Consider the following 21613-nt stretch of genomic DNA (forward strand, 5'->3'; position numbering starts at 1 on the left):
CGGGGTGGGCCATGATCAGCCGCTGCTCGGAGAGGGCGTCGGCTTGGAACCCGCGCTCGGAGCGGTCGTCGGCTTGGGACTGGGGCTCGCGCCCGGGGCCTTGCCGCCCTGCGCCCCCTGGCCCGCCTTGGACTGGGCGTCCTCGGCCCGCCTCAGGGCTTCCTCCAGGTCCTTCTGCGCCTGGCCGTACGCCTGCCAGTCACCCTTCTTCAGGGCCTCCTGGCCGGCGTCGAACGCCTTCTGCGCGTCGTTCAGTGCCTGCTGGACCGTCGGGTTGCCCGTCGCCGGCGGCTTGGTGGTGCCCGTGCCCTGGTCCGGTGGCTGCGTGCCGGAACCGTTCGCTCCGAACACCTTGTTCAAGGCCTCGTCCAGGGTGTTCTCGAAGGCCGTGTTGCCGCCGTAGGTGACCAGCACCTTGCGCAGCAGCGGGTACTTGAGGTCACCGCCGCGGACGTAGACGGGTTCCACGTAGAGCAGGCCCCCGTCCAGCGGGACGGTCAGCAGGTTGCCGTACTCCACCTTGGAGTCGCCGCGTTGCAGCAGGCTGATCGACTCGGCGATCGAGGGTTCGGAGTTGAACTGGCTCTGCACCCGTTTCGGACCGTCGATCGTCTTGCCGGTCGGCAGTTTCAGGATGCTGATCTTGCCGTAGTCGCCCGACTGCGGTTCGGCGCTGACGGACATGAACGCGCTGAGGTTGTCCCGGCCGTTCGGCGTCATCGTCGTCGTCAGCGAGAACGCCTGGGACTTCTGCCCCGGCAGCTTCATGCTCAGGTAGTACGGCGGCACCGCGTCGCCCGACTTGTTGGTCGGGTCGTCCGGGATCTGCCACACCTCGCTGCCGCTGAGGAAGGTCTGCGCGTCCTCGACGTGGTAGCGGGTCAGCAGCTCGCGCTGCACCTTGAACAGGTCCTGCGGGTAGCGCAGATGCTCCATCAGCGAGGCGGAAATGTCGCTCTTGGGCTGGACCGTGCCCGGGAACGCCTTCATCCACGTCTTCAGGACGGGGTCCTTGGTGTCCCACTGGTAGAGCTTGACCTCGCCGGTGTACGCGTCGACGGTCGCCTTCACCGAGTTGCGGATGTAGTTGACCTGGTTCTGCTGGGCCACCACCCGCTGGTTGTTCGCGGCCGTCAGCGAGTCGGTCGTGGTGTCACCGAGAGTGGTGCGCGAGGCGTACGGGTAGCCGTTGGTGGTGGTGTAGGCGTCGACGATCCACTGGATCCGGCCGTCGACCACCGCCGGGTACGTCACGCCGTCGATGGTCAGCCACGGGGCGACCGCCTCGACGCGCTCCTTGGGCGTGCGGTTGTACAGGATGCGCGAACCGTCGCCGATCGCACCGGAGTACAGGATCTGCGGCTCGCCGAACGCCACCGCGTACGCGGCCCGGTTGAGCGGATTGGCGAGGTTCACACCGCTCTTGCCCTGGTAGCGGGTGGTCTTCTCGCCGCTGTCGTCGGAGTAGTCGATCTCGTCCTGGGGGCCGCCGACGATGGAGTAGGCGGTGGTCTTCTCGCCGTAGTAGACCCGCTGCTGGTAGGCGCCGAGGTCGCCCTTGGACGGCAGGTCGTACTCGGTGAAGACCGGGCGGCCCTCGGAGTCGGCCTCGGTGCCCTTGGCGGCGACCACGCCGAAACCGTGGGTGTAGCGGAAGTGGTCGTTGATCCAGTTGTGCTTCGGAATGCCGTTGAGGTTCAGCTCACGCAGCCCGATGACCGTGTCCTGGACCTTGCCGTCCTTCGTCTTGTACCGGTCGACGGCCAGGTTGGACGGGAAGCCGTAGTAGTTGCGCACCTGCTGGAGCTGCTGGAACGTCGGGCCGACGACATTGGGGTCCATCAGCCGGATGCTGGCGACGCTCTCGGCGTCGTCGCGCAGCTTCGTGGTGTCCTTGGTGGTGCTGGTGCCCGGGTACTCGCTGACCTGGGTGTCGTCGATGCCGTACGCCTCACGCGTCGCCTTGAGGTTCTTCTGGACGTACGGGGCTTCCTTGGCCTGCTCGTTGGGCTGGACCTGGAACTTCTGCACGATCGCCGGGTAGAGCCCGCCGATGAGGATCGCGGAGAGCACCATCAGTCCGAACCCGATCATGGGCAGCTGCCAGGTGCGCCGCCACAGGGTCGCGAAGAACAGCAGCGCGCAGATGACGGCGATGCAGAACAGGATGGTCTTCGCGGGCAGGTACGCGTTGGCGTCGACGTACCTCAGGCCCGTCCAGTTGTCGGTCGCCTTGAAGTCGCTGGACTTCACCGCGAGTCCGTACCGGTCGAGCCAGTAGGCGACCGCCTTCAGCGTGACGAACACGCCCAGCAGCACCGACAGATGACCGGTCGCCGCGGCCGTGGCACGCGCGCCGGGGCTGGTGACGCGCAGCCCGCCGTACAGGTAGTGGGTGAGCGCGGCGGCGATCAGCGACAGGATCGCGGCGGCGAAGCCGAAGCCGAGCAGGAAGCGGTACCAGGGCAGGTCGAAGGCGTAGAAGGAGACGTCGAGATGGAACTGCGGGTCCTTCTGCCCGAAGGACACGCCGTTGACCCACATCAGCCAGGTGCGCCACTGGCCGGCGGCCGACGCTCCGGCGATCAGACCCACCAGGGCCGTGATCCCGAGCAGCAGCCACTTCTTGTACGGCGCGATGCCCATCCGGTAGCGGTCGAGGCTCTGCTGCTCCATCGACATCGCGCTCAGCGGCGGGCGCAGCCGGTGGGCCAGCCAGATGTTGAGACCGACGGCGACGGCCATCAGCAGGCCGAAGACGAAGAACAGCCCGATCTTGGTCCACAGGGTGGTGGTGAAGACCGAGGAGTACTTCACCGACCGGTACCACAGCCAGTCCGTCCAGAAGCCCGCGAACATGGTGAACGCCATGCCGAGTACGGCAAGGACGCCCAGCGTCGCGAGCAGGGTCCGGACACGCCGGGACGGGCGTCCCACTCTGATCCGCGGCCCCGTGGGGCCTCCGCCGCGGTCCGGCATCTGGAAAGCCAAGGTGCGCACCTCGAAGTTCGCTGTCGTCTCGTCAGACCCGCGTTTTCGCCGGCCCGCCGTGGCCCCCCGTGATCGCGGGCCCACACCTATGCAACTTACTCACGGTTTACTCGGTTCCCGATTTCGGCCGGGAACGAGGCAGGATTGTGACCATGTCCAACACTCCCATGGCAGCGAACCCCCTCACCCGGGCCGTACTCGAGATCGACGAGTACGCCTCCGGGCTCGGCTGGGACCAGCCCGCACGCCTTTTCGCCCTCGTCGACACCCAGCAGCTGCGGGCTCAGGAACCCTCGCTCGCCGACCAGCTCGGACTCGGCCACGACGAGACCCCCGGCCTCACCCCGATCGAGCAGGACGAGATTGCAACGGACCGGCCGCTCGACGAGTTCCTGGCCACCATCGCCTGGCCCGACGCGGTGGCCGGCTGCGCGCTGACCGTGGAGCGGCTGATGCTGCCGCCGTCCGCCGAGGCCCAGGTTCCGCAGGGCCTGGACGGCCCCAAGCTGGCGCAGTGGGTCGCCGAGCACCCCGAGCGTCAGGAGGTCCGGATGACGGTGGCGGTGCTGCGCGACGGCGCCCGTGAGTCGGCGCTGCGGCTGCGCGAGAAGGACTCCCCGACGGAGGTCCTCACCGGCCCGGACCTGATCCCGGGCCTGGCGGACGCCCTCGCGGCGACGTTCGAGGTCTGAGAACCCGCTACTTGGTGCACTTCGGCAGGTCGGCGGTCCGGCCGCTGCCGATGTCCTTGAGGGCGTCGAGGGCGTCGCCGATGGTCTTGACCTTGACCAGGGTGAGGCCCTCGGGGGTCTCCTTGGCCGCGGACGCGCAGTTGTCGGCGGGCGTGAGGAAGTACTGGGCGCCCTTGTTGCGCGCGCCGACGGTCTTCATCTCGATGCCGCCGATCGGGCCGACCTTGCCGTCGTCGTCGATGGTGCCGGTGCCCGCGACGAACCTGCCGCCGGTCAGGGCGCCCGGGGTCAGCTTGTCGTAGATGCCGAGCGCGAACATCAGACCGGCGCTCGGGCCGCCCACGTCGGCGAGCTTGATGTCGATGGTGAACGGGAACGTGTGGTCGGTGCCGGCCGAGATCCCGACGATGGCCCGCTTGCGGCCCTGGTCGTCGGAGGTCGCGGTGGTGATCGTCACGTCCTTGGCCGCGGTCGCCGTCCGGTGCTCCTTCTCGGCGGCCGCCTGCTCCTTGGCGGGCACGATCCGGAAGACCACCTTCTCGCCGGGCTTGTGCTCGGTCACCAGCTTGGCCACGTCGGCGGGCTGCTTCACCGCGGTACCGTCGACGGCCTTGATCACGTCACCGGCGTGCAGCCTGCCCTCCGCCGGGGAGCCCTTGACCACCGTGGAGACGATCACCCAGGACTGCACCGGGACGTGCAGCTCCTTCAGGGCGGCGACCTTGGCGCTCTCCTGGGACTGGCTGAACTCCTCGGCGTTCTCCTGGCTGGACTGCTCCTCCGTCTTGCCGTCCGGGTACAGCGTGTCGTGCGGCACGATCTTCATGTCGTGCGCCAGCCAGCCGTAGACCGCCTCCACCAGGTTCATCCGGTAGTCGGCGCTGGTGACCCGCACGGTGGTCATGTTGAGGTGACCGTCCGTGGGATACGTCTTGCGCCCGGAGATCTGCAGCACCGGCTCACCGTCGTGGTCGCCGAGGGTGTTCACCGTCGGCCCCGGGGACATCTCCGAGTACGGCACGTTGATCAGCACTCCGGCGCACAGGAGTGCGATCAGCATCAAGGTGGAGGCGAGCATCGTCGCGGTGCGGCGTGGCATGGCACGACAGTACGGGACGTGTCTGTCGGAGCACCGTCAGGGCCGCCGACTTGATCACACCGGCGCCCGCTTCAGGTGCCGGAGTGCGACTTCTCCATCGCCTCGCGGAAGCGCGCGTAGCCGTCCAGCTCGGGGCCGTCACCGCGGACCTTGCGGGTCCGGTTCGCCCAACTGCCCCACAGGCCGGCTGCGACCGCAGCCACGAGCGGAATCAGCAACCAGACGAGCGCCCCCATGGCGACCTCCCGACCCCGACTGAGTGACCGCTACCGACTGATCAGCAGATTAACCGCCTGCCGTGACAACGCTCACGCCAGGGGGTCGGTTACGCAACCGGAAAATCCACCGCACGGCGGCTCGGTGGGCGGCCGGCCCGACAGGCGGCCGGTTTCAGCAGGCGCCGACCCACTCCTCCGTACCGTCGGAGAACCTCTGGTGCTTCCAGATGGGCACCTCGTGCTTGAGGTCGTCGATCAGCTTCCGGCAGGCGTCGAAGGCCTCGCCGCGGTGCGGGCACGACACGGCGACCACGACGGCGAGATCGCCGACGGCCAGATCCCCCACACGGTGGACGGCGGCCAGCGCCCGGACGGGGTACTCGGCGCAGACCTTCTCCGCGACGCGCCGCATCTCGGCCTCGGCGGAGGGGTGGCAGGAGTACCCGAGCGCGTCCACGTCGGTGCCCCCGTCGTGGTTGCGCACGGTCCCCACGAACAGCGCGGTCCCGCCGGCGGCGTCGTCCCCGACGGCCCGGAAGACCTCGTCCACGGACAGCGCCGTGTCCCGCACACCGATCAACTTGATGGGATCCGCCGCGGCCTGCTCACCGGGATGGTCGTACGTGGGTGCCATGCCCCCATCGTGCCGCACCGCACGCCCATCCGAAATAGACGTTTCACCATGCACGCACGCGTGAGGGCTTGGAGATACGTACGGACACGCGGCCACGGACGGCCGCGGTGCGGGGTTCGGTCAGCCGGGGAGAGCGCTGACCGGCGCCGGCGAGTGCCGGCCCGGCTCAGACCCTCCGCCGCGCCTTCCGGGCCCGCCGTACCACCGCCGCCGCGCCCAGCAGGGCCACCGTCGCGCCCGCCGCACCGGCCGCCGTCGCGTCCTTGCGCCCCAGCCGCCGCCCGGCCACGGTGTGCCGCCCGGACGCCTCGTCCAGCAGCTCGGCCAGCACCTCCTCGTTCGTCCACTTCGGCCGCCACCCGGCGTCGTGCAGCCGGCTGCCGCTGACCACCCACGGGTACATCGTGTACGCGAGGTCGCCCGCGGGCGACGGCGTCAGCCCGATCCGGTGCAGCCGCGCCGCCGCGCCCAGCGCCACCGCGGACGGCAGCTCCATCCGCCGGATCCCGCTGAGCTCCTCGACCTCCTCCTGCTCCAGCCACCCGTCGCAGCCGACCGCCAGCTCCCCGTCGACCTTCTCGAGCACGGCGTACTCCAGCGCGCTGCACAGATCCTCGACGTGGCAGAACTGCCACGCGGGTCGCGACCCGGCCACCACCAGCAGCCGCGGCGACTCGAAGTACCTGGTCAGCGCGGTGTCCGTGCCCCCGACCAGCACCGCGGGCCGCACCACCGTGACGTTCAGCCCCGGATGCGCCCGCGGCGCGCGCCGCGCCAGCCGTTCGATCTCCAGCAGGTCCCCGACCGCGGTGGCCTCCGCCGTCGCCCGCAGCTCCGCGTCCTCCGACAGCGGCAGCTCGTTGTCCGGCAGCGCTCCGTAGACCATCGCGGAGGTGCACAGCACCACCCGGTGCACACCGGCCGCCGCCGCGGCGGTCAGCACGGTCTGGGTCCCCCGCACGTTGTAGGCCGTTCGGGCGGCGGCGTCCGAACCCAGGTCGAGGTCGAGCGCCAGATGGACGACGACGTCGGCGCCGCGGAGCTTGTCGGCGATGGCGGGATCCCGGACGTCCAGGATCTGCCACTGCGCCGCCTCGCACTCGCCGCGCCGCTCGTCGATGGCGATGACCTGCTTGATCTCCTCCGAGGCGGCGAGCCGCTCGGTGAGCAGCGCGCCGACGCCGGACGCGGCACCGGTGACCGCGACAACGGGCCCGCGCGCGGCGGATGTGGTTGAGTGGTTTCGCGCTGCGCGAACCTGCGGATCTGGGGAACTCACCGGGCGTCTCCAGCGGTTGTCTTCATACGAGCGCAAATGACGCGTACGTACCAGGTGGCATCCATCCTGCCGCAGGCGTTCACTCGGCGAAGCACCGAGGCCCGAACCGCTCGCGGTGTCTACGCTGGGTGGTGTTGTCGGGCAGTCGTGCCGTCGGAGAGAGACCGGCGGCCTTACCAGCCGAGGAATCCCGTGAGTGACACCCCATTCGGATTCGGCCTTCCGCCGGAGGAGCCGGAGAACGGCGACGAGGGCAAGGAGAAGGACCAGGAGAGCGGTGGTGGTCAGGGACCGTCCAACCCCTTCGGTTTCGGGCTGCCCGGTGCCGGAGGCCTGGGAGGCGGCGCGGACAATCCGCTCGCTGCCATGTTCGGTTCGCTGAACCCCACCGACCTGGGCGCCGCGTTCCAGCAGCTGGGTCAGATGCTCTCCTACGAGGGCGGCCCGGTGAACTGGGACATGGCCAAGCAGATCGCCCGCCAGACGGTCTCGCAGGGCACCCCGGACGGCACCAAGGACGCCAGCGTCGGCCCCGCCGAGCGCAAGGCCGTGGAGGACGCCGTCCGCCTGGCCGACCTGTGGCTCGACGACGCGACGTCGCTGCCGTCCGGCTCGGCCTCCGCCGTCGCGTGGAGCCGCGCGGAGTGGGTCGAGGCGACCCTGCCCGCGTGGAAGGAGCTCGTCGACCCGGTCGCCGAGCGGGTCGGCGGCGCCATGGGCGACATCCTGCCGGAAGAGATGCAGGCCATGGCCGGCCCGCTGATCGGCATGATGCGCTCCATGGGCGGCGCCATGTTCGGCACGCAGATCGGGCAGGCCGTCGGCGTCCTCGCCGGAGAGGTCGTCGGCTCCACCGACGTCGGCCTGCCGCTGGGCCCGGCCGGCAAGGCGGCCCTCCTGCCGTTGAACGTCGAGGCCTTCGGCAAGGACCTGAGCGTCCCGCAGGACGAGGTGCGGCTGTACCTCGCCCTGCGCGAGGCCGCCCACCAGCGTCTCTTCGCGCACGTGCCGTGGCTGCGCTCGCACCTGTTCGGCGCGGTCGAGGGCTACGCGCGCGGGATCAAGGTCGACACGGCGAAGCTGGAGGACGTGGTCGGCCAGTTCGACCCGCAGAACCCCGAGGAGCTGCAGCAGGCTCTTCAGCAGGGCATGTTCCAGCCGGAGGACACCCCGGAGCAGAAGGCCGCCCTGGCCCGTCTGGAGACCGCTCTGGCCCTCGTGGAGGGCTGGGTGGACGCGGTGGTCCACGCGGCCGCCAAGCCACGCCTGGGGTCCGCTGACGCGCTGCGTGAGACGCTGCGCCGCCGCCGCGCCTCGGGCGGGCCGGCGGAGCAGACGTTCGCCACGCTGATCGGCCTGGAGCTGCGGCCGCGCCGCCTGCGGGACGCCTCGCGCCTGTGGGCCTCGCTCACGGACGCGCGCGGGGTCGACGGCCGGGACGCCCTGTGGGCGCACCCGGACATGCTGCCGACGGCCACCGACCTGGACGACCCGGACGGCTTCGTGCACCGCGAGCAGATCGACTTCTCCGAGCTCGACAAGATGCTCGGCGAGGCGGCCGGCCGCGCGAAGCCCGACCTGCGCAAGAAGGACGAGAGCGCCGGGGACGACAGGCCCGGGACCGACAAGCCCGAGGACGACGACACCGAGTGAGCCTCCACGACGACGCGGTCCTCGTGCTCAAGGGGTACGAGGACCAGGAAGAGCTGCGCCAGGTCTACCTGGACCATCTGGCCGCCCACCCGGACGGCATGTGGAAGGCCTGCGCGGACGGCCACATCACGGCGAGCGCCCTGGTCGTCGACCCCGAGCGCGGGCGTGTGCTGCTGACCCTGCACAAGAAGCTGCGCATGTGGCTGCAGATGGGCGGCCATTGCGAGCCGGACGACACCACCCTGACGGCCGCCGCCCTGCGGGAGGCCACCGAGGAGTCCGGTGTCGAGGGGCTGCGCCTGCTGCCCGGCGGCCCGGTCCGCCTGGACCGGCACCTCACGCCGTGCGCCTGGCACCTCGACGTCCAGTACGCGGCGCTGGCTCCCGCCGGGGCCGTGGAGCAGATCAGCGACGAGTCGCTCGACCTGCGCTGGTTCGCCTACGACGAGGTCGCCGACGTGGCGGACGATTCGGTCGTACGGCTGCTGGAGGCGACCCGCGCCCGGCTGTGAACGGCTGCGCCGGGCTCCTGAACGTGTAAGGGGCGTCCGCAGTACGCGGGCGCCCCTTACCTTTGGTCTTCCGGAAGCGTCAGCTCCAGACGTTGCCCTGGTTCTGTCCGCGCGCCCCCTGCTGCCCCATGCCGAACTGTGCGGCGAGGCCCTGCCCGATCTGGGCGTTCTGCGGCGGCAGCAGCTCACTGGGCTGCACCAGCGCGAAGCCGTTGCCCATGAAGCTGAGCTCCCAGCCCTCGCCCGTGCTGCCGCGCCGCCGCCACACGCCCGAGGAGTGCGTCTGGGCCTGCATCTGCACACGCAGCCCGGTGGACCAGGCGACGATGGCGTCGGCGTCGCAGTTGACGTACTTGTCCGGGGTGACCTGCATCAGCAGCGGTGCCCCGGACGTCATCAGGGCGACCTTGCCGCGCCCCGTGATGTTGAGCTGGTACTTCCCGGAGCCGGAGATGCCGTAGAGGCTGTCCACGGCGATGACCTCGTGGTGCAGCGAGGAGTCCATGGCGAGGACGTAGGAGCTGTCGACGGTCAGCCCGTCCTGCTCGACGTCCATGACGTGGACGTGCTGGGCGAGGTTGGCGAGGTACACCGTGCCCTGCCCGTGGCAGCGCATCAGGTCCAGGCCCTCGCCGGTGTACGCACGCGCGCGTGCCTGGTTGTTGCTGCGGTACTCGGCGTCGAACTCGACGAGCCCCTGGTAGGCGACCATCGTCCCCTTGCGGGCCAGGATGTCGTCATGGCCCTCCAGGGTGACGCGCAGCATCTGCTTGTTCTGCAGGCTCCAGCGTTCGGAGGACTGCAGGTCGTTGTGGGCGAAAAGTGGGCTCTGCATGGCTTTCTGGCTCCCCCTCAGCCCCGGAACCGGAGGCGGTCGGTGCTGTCCTCGCTGGGCTGGACGACGACGATGCCCTGGCCGGAGAAGGCCATCTGGTAGGCCTCGCCACTGCCGCGGCCGATGAGCGACTGCGCCTTGAAGCTGCGCTTGCCCTTCACCTTCAGGTTCGGGGACCAGGCGACCAGCGCGTCCGGGTCGACGTACGTCTCGTCCTCGCCGCCGCCGCAGTCGACGACGATGGGCTTGCCCCGGGACGTCAGCGCGACCCAGCCCTGCCCGGAGATCTTCGTGTTCCACAGGCCCTGCCCGGCGAACTTCGCCAGCCCCTTCACCCGCTCCACACCCCACGTCAGATGGGCGTCGAAGGCGAGCAGATTGGTGGCGTTGACGGAGATGCCGTCGCCGTTGAGCTGGATGACGACGACGTTCGCGCCGTAGTCGGCGAGGTAGAGCAGGCCGTCGCCGGAGCACTTCATCAGCGGGGCACCCTCGCCGGTGATCCAGTCCCGGGCGATCTGGCGCACGGCCGGCGGGTTGGGCTCGTACTGGATGAAGCCCTCGTAGGCGACCATCGAGCCCACGCGCGCGAGGAGGTCGTGCCCGCTCTGCAGGGCGACCTTCAGCATGTGGTTGCCGTGGTTCTCCATGCGGGCGGTGACGGGTGCGGGGGCGAAGCCCGCGAGCGGCTGGTTCATGTCGGGCTCCCTTAGACCTCGTACGGCTGGACGACGATGAAGTTGCCGGGCGCGCCCCGGAACTGGAGGTTGACGCTCTCGCCGGTGTCGCCCGGGTAGGCGTTGCGGCGCATCCGCACCTGGCTGGAGACGATCACCTGGGAGGCGGCCGACCAGGCGACGACGGCGTTGCAGTCGGCGAACGTGGTCGGGGTGACCGGCAGGACGACGGGAGTGCCGTGCGTCTTCACGACGATCGTGCCGGTGCCCTGGAACTGCATGGTGAACAGGGCGCCGCCGGGAATGCCGTGGCCCTCGATGCGGCGCACCTCGTGCTGCAGGGTCTCGTCGAAGGCGAGAACGTTCTCGGCGGACACGCAGATAGCGTCGCCCTGGAGCTCGATGGGGTGCAGGTGGGTGGAGTTCTCGGCGAGGAACACCTGGCCCTGGCCGGTGCAGCGCATCAGCTGCATCTCCTGGCCGGTGGCGTTGCCGACGATCCGCCCGGCGAAGCCGGCGCCCTTGTAGCTGAAGTCCACCTTGCCCTGATAAAGCACCATGCTGCCCTGCCGGGCGAGCACGGGCTGGCCGCCGATGCCGAGGTCGACGCGGACCAGCTTCTTGTTCTGCTGCGTCCAGCGCTGGCCGGTCGGCGTCTCCTTGAACTGCTGGAGCGCGGCGGCGACACCGGCACCCTGGGGCGCTCCCTGGGGGGCGCCGTACGCCTGCTGGCCCGGGATCTGGCCGTAGGAGGGCTGCTGAACGTATCCGGGGGGCGTCGGCTGCTGCCCGTAACCGGGGGGCCCGGGTGGCTGCTGGCCGTAACCGGGCGGCGGGGGCGGGGAGTGCGGGGCCTGGTGCTGGGCGTAGCCGGGCGGCAGGGGCATGGTCGCTTGCCCGGGGTGCGGGCCGTGGGGCACGTTCGGTCCCGGGTAGGGGGCCGGCGGGGGCGGCGGCGGGGGTGTGTGCGGGTTGCTGCCGTGGGGCGTCAGGGGCGCGATGATGGTGGGCTGCGCGTGCAGGGACGGGTCGGGCGCCGGGGCGGGGACCGGGGGCGGCGTGGCTCCCGGCGGCGGCGCGTAGCCCTGCGGGGCGGGGGCGGGAGCCGGGGCCGGTGCGGGGGCCGGGGTCGCTGCGGGACCCGCGGGCGCGCCGAACGCGGGCGGGGCGAAGCCGGGAGCGGCACCGGGCTGCGACTGCGACTGCGGCTGCGGGTGCGGCTGCGGCTCGGCGGGCGTCTCCTCCTCGAGCACCTCGCCGCCGAAGTTCTTCAGCAGCGCCTCCAGACCGCCGTCGAAGCCCTGTCCGACGGCGGCGAACCGCCACACGTCCTTCAGGTACAGATCGCCCAGCATCACGGCGCGTTCGGTGGAGAACTCCGCGCCGGTGAAGGAGTAGCGGGCCACCTCCTCGCCGCCGGCGACGATCCGCAGATATCCGGGGTTGATGTGCGCCATCTGCCCGGCGCCGTCGATGGTCGCCGTGAAGGACAGCTTCTGGATGTGCGGGGGGATCTTGTCGAGCGTGACACGGAAGGACTCCGTGTCGCCCGCCTGGGAGCCCAGCAGCTGGATGGCCTCCTCCGGGGACTTCGGCTGGTTGAAGAAGACGAAGTACCGGTCGTCGGAGAGCCGCTCGGTGGCGTCCAGGCCGAAGCAGCTGATGTCGAAGCTCAGCCCGGGGGCGGAGATCTGCACGCCGACGTACAGATCCGTGCCCGCGGTGAGGTCACTGATCCTGGCCTTGTGGCCGCGTTGGAATTCCCTGGGCATGCGTTACGACCGTCCCCCATCCCGAATTGCGAGTGCGTCGCGCCAGGCTAACGGCAAACCCGGACATCGACGCAGGCCGGTACAGACCCGCTACACAACGACCGCCGGGCTGCAGCACAGACGGTCGGCGTGATCACTCTCCGCGCGCACCGGGCACGTGCGGCAGCCGCTCGGCGGCGACCACGCCCTCGAGGTAGCCGCGGGCCCGCTCGGTGCGCGGATAGGCGTCGAGCAGCCGCCAGAAGTCCGGGCCGTGGCCCGGCACCAGCAGATGGGCAAGCTCGTGCAGCAGGACGTAGTCGACGACGTACTCCGGCATGCCCTGCAGCCGGTGCGACAGGCGGATGCTGCCCTCGGCGGGGGTGCAGGAGCCCCAGCGGGTGTTCTGGTTGGTGACCCAGCGCACGGAGGTGGGGCGGGCGCGCCCGCCGAAGTACTGCGCCGACAGGTGCTCGGCGCGCTCGGCCAGCTCGGTGTCACCCAGCTTCCGCTTGCTCTCCTGGGCGGCCAGCTTGTCGAGCATGACAGTGACCCAGCGCCGCTCCTCGGCCTCGGACATGCGGGCGGGGATGAGCACGATGGTGCGGTCGCCCTCGCGATAGGCGGAGACCGTACGGCGTCGGCGACTGCTTCTGCGCACCTCGATCGCGTTCGTCCCCGAGCCGGCGGTCGGCGGGCTCGTAGTGCTGCGCTGAGGTGCTCCGGCGCGGTGGAGGGGGTCGGCGGACACGCCCCGACGTTACCCTCTGCACACGGTGGAAGTCCCGGCTCCCGAACGGTTGTGTTCCGATGCCCCACCGAGCGCCGGATTTGTACGACCGGCGTGTACGACGATGTGATGGATTGATCCGTACGACCAGTACGCGGATTGATCCGCATGACCAGTACGACGAATACCTTCGCCTGTGGACAACTTTCGGCGCCGGGCCGCGGGGCCGGGCATGCTGGCATGCGTCGGCGGGGCGAGGACGCCCCCACGCCCCCGCCCCGCCGGCACCGGGACCTTGCTTTGTGACCTTGCCGACCTTTCTCGGGCTACGGGGGCCTGTCATGCATCCAGTGGTGAAACCCGCGCTGCGGCGCGGCTGGCGCGATCTGAACACCGTGCAGTTCGGGATGACACCGGCGCACGCGATGACGCTGGGCCCGGTGGACACGGCGACGGGCAGCTTCCTCGAACTGCTCGACGGCACCCGCGGGCTGCCTCTGCTGCGGGAGCAGGCACCCCGCATGGATCTGCCCGACGGCCATGTCGACCGGCTGGTGGAGCGGCTGACGCAGGCCGGCCTGCTCGACGACGCGCGCGGCGGCGGCCGGGCCGCGGCGGCGCTGCGCACCAAGAAGGACGTCCTCGACCGGCTGCGGCCGGACCTGGAGTCGCTGTCGCTGACGACGTCCGAACCGGGCGAGGCGATCTCTCTGCTCGCCGCCCGCCGCAGTCTGCGGGTGCAGGTGCGCGGAGCCGGGCGGGTGGGGTCAACCGTGGCCGCGCTGCTGTCCGCGGCGGGCGTCGGCGAGGTCGACGTCCGCGACACCGGCCGGGTCGAGCCGGGGGACGTCACGCCCGGCGGCGTGCCCGTGGAAGCGGTCGGCGAGCGGCGAGACGAGGCGACCCGCCGCGCCACGCGCCGAGCCGCCCCCGACCGGCCACCGCGCCGCACCGCACGCTCCCGTCTCGAGGACGACGAGCCGATGCTGTCGCTGGTGATCATCGCCCCGCGTGACGACGTCGCCGTGCACGCGCCCGCCCCGTCCGCGGCGGACGCGCTCGTCTCCTCCGGCACCCCCCATCTGTATGCGGGCGTGGTGGAGGCGACCGGTGTGGTCGGCCCCCTCGTCCTGCCCGGCGAGAGTGCCTGCGCGGGCTGCCTGGACCGGGACCGGACCGACCGGGACCCGGCCTGGCCTCGCATGATCGCCCAATGGCGCTCCGGTCGGCAGCGCCCCGTGCGGCCCTGCGACGTGACCCTCGCCACCACGGTCGCCGGGCTGGCCGCCGCGCACGCGCTCGCCTTCCTCGACCGGCGCTCCACCGCCGCGGCGGACACTCGCTGGGAGGTGTCCCTGCCGGGGCTGCAGTGGCACGCGCGACCGGTGTGGCCTCACCCGGAATGCTCCTGCGCCGCGGTCCGGCGGAGCCCGGCGAAAGCCGAAGGGGAACGGGTCTTAGAGGACGGGGTAGCGCACGAGACAATGGCTGTGCAACGGTCGTCGATTCGGGTACGCCGTCAGGCACGCGCGGCGCGGCCGGCTGGGACTTGGAGGGCGCATGTCTGATCTTCCCCGGAAGGCGGTCACCCGGACCGCCAAGCTCGCCGCGCTCCCGCTCGGCTTCGCAGGCCGGGCGACTTGGGGGCTGGGCAAGCGGATCGTGGGCGAGTCCGCGGAGATCGTCGGCCGCGAGCTGCAGCAGCGAACGGCGGAGCAGCTGTTCAAGGTGCTCGGCGAGCTGAAGGGCGGGGCGATGAAGTTCGGGCAGGCGATGTCCGTCTTCGAATCGGCGCTGCCCGAGGAGATCGCCGGGCCCTACCGTGCCGCCCTGACCAAGCTGCAGGACGCGGCGCCGCCCATGCCGACCCGCACCGTGCACGCCGTACTGCGCGAGCAGCTCGGCGAGGACTGGCACGAGCTGTTCGAGGAGTTCGAGGACAAGCCGGCCGCGGCGGCCTCGATCGGCCAGGTGCACCGGGGGGTGTGGCACGACGGCCGTGAGGTCGCGGTCAAGGTGCAGTACCCGGGCGCCGGTGAGGCCCTGCTCTCCGATCTGAACCAACTGAGCCGGTTCGCCCGGTTGTTGGGTCCGCTCGTGCCGGGCATGGACATCAAGCCGCTGATCACGGAGTTGAAGGACCGCGTCTCCGAGGAGCTGGACTACGGCCTGGAGGCCCAGGCCCAGGAGGTGCACGCGGAGGAGTTCGCGGGCGATCCGGACGTGGTCGTCCCGGCGGTGGTCCACCAGTGCGAGCAGGTCCTCGTCACCGAGTGGATGGACGGCGTCCCGCTGTCGGAAGTGATCGCCGACGGCACGCAGGAGCAGCGGGACCGCGCCGGGCAGCTGCTGGCCCGCTTCCTGTTCTCCGGCCCCGCGCGCACCGGTCTGCTGCACGCCGACCCCCACCCGGGCAACTTCCGTCTGCTGCCCGGCGGTCCGGATGGTGAGGACGACTGGCGCCTGGGCGTGCTGGACTTCGGCACCGTCGACCGGCTGCCAGGCGGACTGCCCACGACGATCGGCGACTCCCTGCGGATGACGCTCGACGGCGAGGCCGAGGCGGTCTACGAGCTGCTGTGCACGGAGGGTTTCGTCAAGGAGTCGATCGACCTGGACCCGGAGGCGGTCCTGGACTATCTGCTGCCGATCATCGAGCCGGCCCAGGTGGAGGAGTTCACCTTCAGCCGCGGCTGGATGCGCAGTCAGGCCGCCCGCGTCGCCGACCCGCGTTCCCCCGCCTACCAGCTGGGCAAGCGGCTCAACCTCCCGCCGGCCTATCTCCTGATACACCGGGTGACGCTGAGCACCATCGGCGTGCTGTGCCAACTCGGTGCGACCGTCCGGCTGCGCGACGAACTGGAGGAGTGGCTGCCGGGGTTCGTGCCGGAGGACGGCGCGGACGAGGAGAAGCCGGCGGCGCAGGCGTAGGGACACGCACCGGGGATCACCACCGGGCGGGGCCGGTCACCACCAGGTCGGCCCCGTCACCACCAGGACGAGTCCAGGCGGCCCTCGATGGCGCGGAGGTTCTCCCGGGAACAGGCGTCGCAGAAGTAGCGGCGGACGCCGTTCTCCACGGAGAAGGTCCATGTGGTGGGCTGCGGTTCGGTGGCCGTGGTGCCGCAGCGGGCACACACCGGGGGCCGGGGCTCCGCCGGGGAGCTGTCGCCCTCGGCCCTGTCACCGCTGCCGGGAAGGCTCGTCATCCGGTGACGATAGCGCCCGGACCGGGTGACCGCCGGGTACAACGCCCGCGGGGCCGGTCCGTGGTGGACGGACCGGCCCCCACGGGGAGCCACGCCTCCCGGTACGGGAGGCCGCTGTTGTCAGGAGTGCCGCTGCGGCGGCGGTGGCACGGGCCGTGGTGGTGCCACCGCCCGTGGGCGGTGGCACCCCGGCGCGGCCGGATCAGTGCCTGACCGCGTCAGTACATGACCGCGTCAGTGCATGACCGCCATGGCGAGCGCGCGGCGGGCGCGCAGCGATGCGCGCTCGGCCCGGCGCTGCATCCGCTGGGCGGCCGCCAGGCGCACGGCCTGGCGGTCCCGCTCGGCCTCCCGCAGTCGCTCGTGCATATGCGCACGTGCCAGGGCTTCTGGGATGAGTTGCATCTCTCGGGTCCTGTTCTGGCGCGAGTCGGGCGCGCCGGGGGTGGTGAGGTCTTCGATCGCGGAGCCGGTGGGCTCGCTGGTGGACGGCTTCATCGGGGCCTGCTTCTGGGGGTCGTGCGTGAGGGGACGGTCGATCGTTCCTGTGGTGTTCATGCGGTGACCGGGTTCTTGCGCGGGCGGCCACGCGGCCGCTTCCGGGCGACGACGACACCCTGGACGAACAGCTCGCCACCCCAGACGCCCCAGGGCTCGCGCCGCTCCTTGGCGCCGGCGAGACAGGCCTCGACCAGCGGGCAGGTGCGGCACAGGGACTTGGCGTACTCCACGTCCGCGGGCGACTCGGCGAAGAAGACCTCCGGGTCGTAGGAACGGCACGGGACGGGTACGCCCAGGTTCTCGATGGCGTCGTCGAGCGCGGTGAGCGCGGTGAGCGGGGTCAAGGCGGGGTCCTCCGTGGAGCCGGGCTTGGGGATCGTGTCGGAAGGCGGTACGGACGGGGCGTGCGCTTCGAGTTGCACGGATCGTCTTCCTCGTCTGGTCGTTCCGGCCTGTTGGCCGGGTGGCGGCTGGTACCGGGTTCTTTTCTTGTCCCGAGGCCCCTTCGCTCTGCCGTCCCCGTTCGGGGAAAAACAGAAGGGCCGCGGATCCCGGATGGGGTTCCGCGGCCCTGAAGGCGCCGGCCTGATCGAATCAGGCTGGATCACTCCAGGGTTCTGGCCCACGGAAGGCCCACATCAGGTGGTGCTGCGTCGTCTGCTTCCGCATACCGGCACCGGTCGCCGTAAAGGCATAGGCCTGCGCCTGTGCCACTACTGCTGCTTCCAGTGCCTTGGTCGGTCGCTCACTGCGCTCGCGGACCGGAAGACCCGCGAGGGCAGGGGAGGACGCCGGGCGGACGGCACGAATGCCGGACAGACCGGTGCCCTGGTTCGAGGCGCCGAGGATGCACAGGGAGACGGCCGCGGGATCGGTCATTTTGGCCGTGGTGCTGGTGTAGTTGGCGTTGATGGTGATCACTGGACTCGCCTCCTCTCGGCGTCTCAAGGACTGGGATGAACCAGTCCAACGGATATGCAAGTACAACACGGCGTCAGGGCCTTTGAGAAGGCCGCTGTTCCCGTGCCTAAGAACCTATGGGGATTGCTGGGGCATGTGCAAACTATTTTTTCGACGAGTTCGCATCAGTCGTCGATCTTGTCTGCCGCACCGCCCTGGCCCGGGTCCCGGCCTGCGCAGATGGCCAGGACGTCGGCGCCGTAGCGGCCCAGCTTGCGGGCTCCCACGCCGGGGATGCGCGACAGCTCCCGCTCGTCGTCGGGCACGGCTTCCGCGATCGCCATGAGGGTGCGGTCGGTGAAGACGCAGAACGCCGGCTGGCCGCTGAGCCGGGCCTGTTCCGCCCGCCAGTCCCGGAGCCGCTCGTACAGGCCCTCGTCCATGTCGGAGGGGCAGTCCTCGCAGCGCATCAGCTTCATCTCACCGGCGTCGATGAGGGTACGTCCGCACACCCGGCAGCGGGCCGGGGTGCGCGCTCTGCGCCGGGGCGCGGGCTCGGCCGCCGTACGGCCGCCGGTGCCGAAGCCCCGCTCCACACCACCGGCGCCTCCGGCACCACCGGCACCACCGGCACCGCCACGGCCGGCGGCACCGGACGATCCGGGGCGCAGCCCGTCCAGGAACCGGCTGGGGCGGCGGCTGGGACGGCCGCCGGGCGAGCGGGAGAGCGCCCAGGAGACATAAAGGCGCTCGCGGGCGCGGGTGACGCCGACGTAGAGCAGCCGGCGCTCCTCCTCGATCTGCTCGTCGGTGCGGGCGTAGGTGATCGGCATCATGCCCTCGGCGACACCGGCCAGGAAGACGGCGTCCCACTCCAGGCCCTTGGCGGAGTGCAGGGAGGCGAGCGTGACGCCCTGCACGGTCGGGGCGTGCTGGGCGCCGGCCCGCTCGTCCAGCTCGGCGACCAGGTCGGCGAGGGTGGCGCCGGGTATGGCGGCGGCGAAGTCCTGGGCGAGGTGGACCAGGGCGGCCAGTGACTCCCAGCGCTCGCGGACCGCGCCGGAGCCGGCCGGGGGCTCGGAGGTCCAGCCCTCGCCGGAGAGCACGGCCCGCACCAGGGAGGGCAGGTCCACGGCTTCGTCGAGGGCGGAGTCGTTCCCGCCGAAGCGCGCCGCGCCGCGCAGGGCCATGCCCGCCTTGCGCACCTCGGGGCGGTCGAAGAACCGCTCGGCGCCGCGCAGCTGGTAGGGCACGCCGGCGTCGGCGAGGGCCTGCTCGTAGGTCTCGGACTGGGCGTTGGTGCGGAACAGGACGGCGATCTCGCTCGCCGGGACGCCGGCGTCGAGCAGCTCGCGGATGCGGCGCGCACAGCCCTCGGCCTCGGCGGGCTCGTCGGTGTACTCGGCGAACACCGGCTCCGGGCCCGGCGCCCGCTGGGAGACCAGCTCCAGACGGTGGTCGGCGGCGCGCCCGCTGGCCTGGGCGAGCAGGCCGTTGGCGAGGCGGACGACCTGCGGGGTGGAGCGGTAGTCGCGCACCAGCTTGACCACGGTGGCGCCGGGATACCGCAGCCGGAAGTCCAGCAGGTGGTCGGGGGTGGCGCCGGTGAAGGAGTAGATGGTCTGGCTGGCGTCGCCGACGACGCACAGGGAGTCCCGGTCGCCGAGCCACAGCTCCAGCAGGCGCTGCTGGAGAGGGCTGACGTCCTGGTACTCGTCGACGACGAAGTGCTGATACTGGGCGCGGACCTGCTCGGCGATGTCGTGCCGGTCCTGCAGGACGGCGACGGTCAGCAGCAGCACGTCCTCGAAGTCGATCACGGCGCGCTGCCGTTTGAGGTCCTCGTAGGCGGCGTACAGCTGGACGATCTCGGCCGGGTTCCGGGGGGTTTCGCGGCCGGCTTTGGCTGCGGCGAGCGCGTAGTCGGCGGGGACGGTCTGGGTGACCTTGGACCACTCGATCTCGGCGGTGGCGTCGCGCAGCTCGCCGCGGTCGAGGCGGAGGCGGCAGGCGGCGGCCGCGTCGGCGACGAGCTGGATCTTGCGGTCGACGAGCCGGGGCATGGAGCCACCGATCGCTTTCGGCCAGAAGTACTGCAGCTGCCGCAGGGCGGCGGAGTGGAACGTGCGGGCCTGCACGCCCTGGGCGCCGAGCTGGCGGAGCCGGCCGCGCATCTCGCCCGCGGCCCGGTTGGTGAAGGTGACGGCGAGCACGCTGGACGGCTGGAGGATGCCGGCGCGCACCCCGTAGGCGATGCGGTGGGTGATCGCGCGCGTCTTGCCCGTCCCGGCTCCGGCCAGCACGCACACCGGTCCGTGCAGCGCGGTCGCCACCTCGCGCTGCTCGGGGTCGAGCCCTTCGAGCACCGCGTCGGCCGAGTCCGGTACCTGCGGGAAGAGGGGGGAATGCGTTGCTGCTGTCACATGGCCATGCTGCCAGGTCGTCCGGGACGGGAGCGGCGGTTGTCCACAGGGAGGGGCCCGCAGTCCTATGAATGCGACGGGCGTCACGGTGGCCGGTGCGACGGGCGTCACCCCCGGGTCGGCACCGGCTGCGGGAATGGTGGCCCTTTCAAGTACGTTCTCCCACAGCGAGCACCTGATCCCCGAGCCGCCGAAGGAGCACGACGACATGCTGGGCACTGTGACGATGTACAGCACCACCTGGTGCGGCTACTGCCGCCGGCTGAAGAGCCAGCTGGACCGCGAGGGCATCGCGTACACCGAGATCAACATCGAGCAGGACCCGGAGTCCGCGGCCTTCGTCGAGAAGGCGAATGGCGGAAACCAGACGGTGCCGACGGTGCTCTTCCCTGACGGTTCGACGCTCACGAACCCGTCGCTGGCTCAGGTGAAGCAGAGGATCGGCGCGTAAGCGGTTCGTCCCACGATCGCGGCGAAAGACAAAGGGGTGGCCGTCCCGGTGCGGGACGGCCACCCCTTCGTCATGCCGGTCGTGCGCCAGTCGTGCGTCACACGCTCCGCGTCGGGAGCGGCTTGCCGTACCACAGCTCGATCAGGCGGGCGGCGATGGAGATGCCGTACGGGGGCATGACCTCGCCCGTCTCGAAGGCGGCCGTCAGCTCGTCGCGGGAGAACCAGCGGGCCTCGTGGATCTCGTCGCCGTCGACGTCGATGGCGGTCGAGGTGGCGCGGGCCATGAAGCCGAGCATCAGGCTGGACGGGAACGGCCAGGGCTGGCTGGCGACGTACTCCACGGGCCCGACGCTGACGCCGACCTCCTCGTTCACCTCGCGGCGCACGGCCTGCTCGATGGACTCGCCGGGCTCGACGAAGCCGGCCAGCGTGGAGAAGCGGCCTTCTGGCCAGTGCATCTGCCGGCCGAGCAGGATACGGTCCTGCTCGTCGGTGACCGCCATGATCACGGCCGGGTCGGTGCGCGGGTAGTGCTCGGCGCCGCAGGCCTGGCAGCGGCGGATGTGCCCGGCGGCGGCGATGACGGTGCGTTCGCCGCAGCGGGAGCAGAAGCGGTGGGTGCGCTGCCAGTTCTCCAGGCCGACGGCGTGCACCATCAGCCCCGCGTCGCGCGGGGAGAGCAGCAGTCCGGCCTCGCGCAGGCCGGCCGGGCGCGCGGACTGGTCGATCCGCCCGGGCAGCGCGTCCTTCTGCAGGGCGAAGTAGCTGACGCCGTCCTCGTCGATGCCGAGGAAGTAGCGGTGCGCCTCGGTGAGGGGGGCCTCGAACGAGGGCGTCATGACGAGCTCGGTGCGGCCGTCGGGCGTCTCGTCTATGAGGACCTGGCCGCCGGAGACCACGAAGCAGCGCGTCGAGGGGTGGCTCCACGCCGCTGCGAGCCAGGCCTCGTCGAGCCGGTGGTGGGCGGCGCGGTCGATGCCGCTGGGCGCGGTGAGCGAGATCGGTCGGTCGGCGGTGTGGTCGGTCCAGGTGGTCACGGGTGCTTCCAACTCCCCC

At 71.1% G+C, this 21613-nt stretch carries 21 protein-coding genes; 6 read left to right on the forward strand and 15 right to left on the reverse strand.

The features are described 5' to 3' along the window. Positions 1 to 15 precede the first annotated feature (15 nt). On the reverse strand, positions 16 to 2979 hold the full coding sequence (locus AB0J12_RS04290) for a UPF0182 family protein (protein ID WP_363262753.1): 2964 nt from the start codon (positions 2977 to 2979) through the stop codon (positions 16 to 18). A gap of 164 nt (positions 2980 to 3143) precedes the next feature. On the opposite strand from AB0J12_RS04290, the gene AB0J12_RS04295 reads away from it, so the two are divergent. Continuing rightward, positions 3144 to 3683, forward strand: a complete 540-nt coding sequence (locus tag AB0J12_RS04295; protein WP_363262634.1) for a PPA1309 family protein — start codon at positions 3144 to 3146, stop codon at positions 3681 to 3683. A gap of 7 nt (positions 3684 to 3690) precedes the next feature. Here the strand turns inward: AB0J12_RS04295 and AB0J12_RS04300 are convergent, their stop codons facing one another. From AB0J12_RS04300 to AB0J12_RS04315, 4 genes are all read right to left on the reverse strand, one after another. Further along, entirely contained in the window at positions 3691 to 4782 is a 1092-nt protein-coding gene (locus AB0J12_RS04300) for a PDZ domain-containing protein (RefSeq protein ID WP_363262635.1), read from the reverse strand. Positions 4783 to 4853: 71 nt separating this feature from the next. Continuing rightward, positions 4854 to 5018: a hypothetical protein gene (locus tag AB0J12_RS04305; RefSeq protein WP_363262636.1), complete on the reverse strand. Its 165-nt coding sequence runs from the start codon at positions 5016 to 5018 to the stop codon at positions 4854 to 4856. A 154-nt stretch (positions 5019 to 5172) separates the two neighbouring features. Further along, a complete protein-coding gene (locus AB0J12_RS04310; RefSeq protein ID WP_363262637.1) occupies positions 5173 to 5634 on the reverse strand; it encodes a molybdenum cofactor biosynthesis protein MoaE in 462 nt (153 codons plus the stop codon). 166 nt (positions 5635 to 5800) lie between these two features. Then, a complete protein-coding gene (locus AB0J12_RS04315) occupies positions 5801 to 6913 on the reverse strand; it encodes an SDR family oxidoreductase (protein ID WP_363262638.1) in 1113 nt (370 codons plus the stop codon). A gap of 192 nt (positions 6914 to 7105) precedes the next feature. On the opposite strand from AB0J12_RS04315, the gene AB0J12_RS04320 reads away from it, so the two are divergent. Both AB0J12_RS04320 and AB0J12_RS04325 read left to right on the forward strand, forming a co-directional pair. Then, on the forward strand, positions 7106 to 8566 hold the full coding sequence (locus AB0J12_RS04320) for a zinc-dependent metalloprotease (protein WP_363262639.1): 1461 nt from the start codon (positions 7106 to 7108) through the stop codon (positions 8564 to 8566). After that, on the forward strand, positions 8563 to 9078 hold the full coding sequence (locus tag AB0J12_RS04325; protein ID WP_363262640.1) for an NUDIX hydrolase: 516 nt from the start codon (positions 8563 to 8565) through the stop codon (positions 9076 to 9078). Before AB0J12_RS04320 ends, AB0J12_RS04325 begins: the two co-directional genes overlap by 4 nt. Positions 9079 to 9157: 79 nt before the next feature. Here the strand turns inward: AB0J12_RS04325 and AB0J12_RS04330 are convergent, their stop codons facing one another. From AB0J12_RS04330 to AB0J12_RS04345, 4 genes are all read right to left on the reverse strand, one after another. Continuing rightward, positions 9158 to 9913, reverse strand: a complete 756-nt coding sequence (locus AB0J12_RS04330) for an AIM24 family protein (protein ID WP_363262641.1) — start codon at positions 9911 to 9913, stop codon at positions 9158 to 9160. Positions 9914 to 9930: 17 nt separating this feature from the next. Continuing rightward, positions 9931 to 10611 carry an AIM24 family protein gene (locus AB0J12_RS04335; RefSeq protein WP_363262642.1) on the reverse strand — a complete coding sequence of 227 codons (681 nt, stop codon included), beginning with the start codon at positions 10609 to 10611 and terminating at the stop codon, positions 9931 to 9933. Positions 10612 to 10622: 11 nt separating this feature from the next. After that, on the reverse strand, positions 10623 to 12362 hold the full coding sequence (locus tag AB0J12_RS04340) for a TerD family protein (protein ID WP_363262643.1): 1740 nt from the start codon (positions 12360 to 12362) through the stop codon (positions 10623 to 10625). A gap of 133 nt (positions 12363 to 12495) precedes the next feature. Beyond that, positions 12496 to 13092, reverse strand: coding sequence for a M48 family metallopeptidase (locus AB0J12_RS04345; protein WP_363262644.1), 597 nt, complete (start codon positions 13090 to 13092; stop codon positions 12496 to 12498). A 320-nt stretch (positions 13093 to 13412) separates the two neighbouring features. Between AB0J12_RS04345 and AB0J12_RS04350 the strand changes: the two genes are divergently transcribed. Together AB0J12_RS04350 and AB0J12_RS04355 are read left to right on the forward strand one after the other, a co-directional pair. Further along, complete coding sequence (locus AB0J12_RS04350; RefSeq protein WP_363262645.1) at positions 13413 to 14639, forward strand: TOMM precursor leader peptide-binding protein; 1227 nt, start codon at positions 13413 to 13415, stop codon at positions 14637 to 14639. After that, a complete protein-coding gene (locus tag AB0J12_RS04355; protein ID WP_363262646.1) occupies positions 14632 to 16002 on the forward strand; it encodes an AarF/ABC1/UbiB kinase family protein in 1371 nt (456 codons plus the stop codon). The genes AB0J12_RS04350 and AB0J12_RS04355 overlap by 8 nt, the downstream gene beginning before the upstream one ends. Positions 16003 to 16058: 56 nt before the next feature. Here AB0J12_RS04355 and AB0J12_RS04360 read toward each other — a convergent pair whose 3' ends face one another. The 5 genes from AB0J12_RS04360 to AB0J12_RS04380 all read right to left on the reverse strand — a co-directional run bounded on the left by AB0J12_RS04360 (position 16059) and on the right by AB0J12_RS04380 (position 20104). Continuing rightward, the gene (locus tag AB0J12_RS04360) at positions 16059 to 16280 is read right to left on the reverse strand and encodes a hypothetical protein (RefSeq protein ID WP_363262647.1); all 222 of its coding nucleotides are present in this window, start codon (positions 16278 to 16280) and stop codon (positions 16059 to 16061) included. 234 nt (positions 16281 to 16514) lie between these two features. Continuing rightward, positions 16515 to 16838 (reverse strand): hypothetical protein, encoded by a 324-nt coding sequence (locus AB0J12_RS04365; protein ID WP_363262648.1) that lies wholly within the window; start codon positions 16836 to 16838, stop codon positions 16515 to 16517. After that, complete coding sequence (locus AB0J12_RS04370; protein ID WP_033313877.1) at positions 16835 to 17203, reverse strand: WhiB family transcriptional regulator; 369 nt, start codon at positions 17201 to 17203, stop codon at positions 16835 to 16837. The genes AB0J12_RS04365 and AB0J12_RS04370 overlap by 4 nt, the downstream gene beginning before the upstream one ends. Positions 17204 to 17375: 172 nt before the next feature. Beyond that, positions 17376 to 17702, reverse strand: a complete 327-nt coding sequence (locus AB0J12_RS04375; RefSeq protein ID WP_363262649.1) for a hypothetical protein — start codon at positions 17700 to 17702, stop codon at positions 17376 to 17378. A 164-nt stretch (positions 17703 to 17866) separates the two neighbouring features. Beyond that, on the reverse strand, positions 17867 to 20104 hold the full coding sequence (locus AB0J12_RS04380; protein ID WP_363262650.1) for an ATP-dependent DNA helicase UvrD2: 2238 nt from the start codon (positions 20102 to 20104) through the stop codon (positions 17867 to 17869). Positions 20105 to 20312: 208 nt separating this feature from the next. Here AB0J12_RS04380 and AB0J12_RS04385 point away from each other — a divergent pair, with 208 nt between their 5' ends. Next, complete coding sequence (locus AB0J12_RS04385) at positions 20313 to 20555, forward strand: mycoredoxin (RefSeq protein WP_363262754.1); 243 nt, start codon at positions 20313 to 20315, stop codon at positions 20553 to 20555. 97 nt (positions 20556 to 20652) lie between these two features. Here the strand turns inward: AB0J12_RS04385 and nudC are convergent, their stop codons facing one another. Further along, positions 20653 to 21594, reverse strand: coding sequence for an NAD(+) diphosphatase (gene nudC / locus AB0J12_RS04390; protein WP_363262651.1), 942 nt, complete (start codon positions 21592 to 21594; stop codon positions 20653 to 20655). Positions 21595 to 21613 lie beyond the last annotated feature (19 nt).

Origin of the sequence: Streptomyces sp. NPDC049915 (genome assembly GCF_040656475.1) — a bacterium.
In the GTDB taxonomy this organism is placed as follows: domain Bacteria; phylum Actinomycetota; class Actinomycetes; order Streptomycetales; family Streptomycetaceae; genus Streptomyces.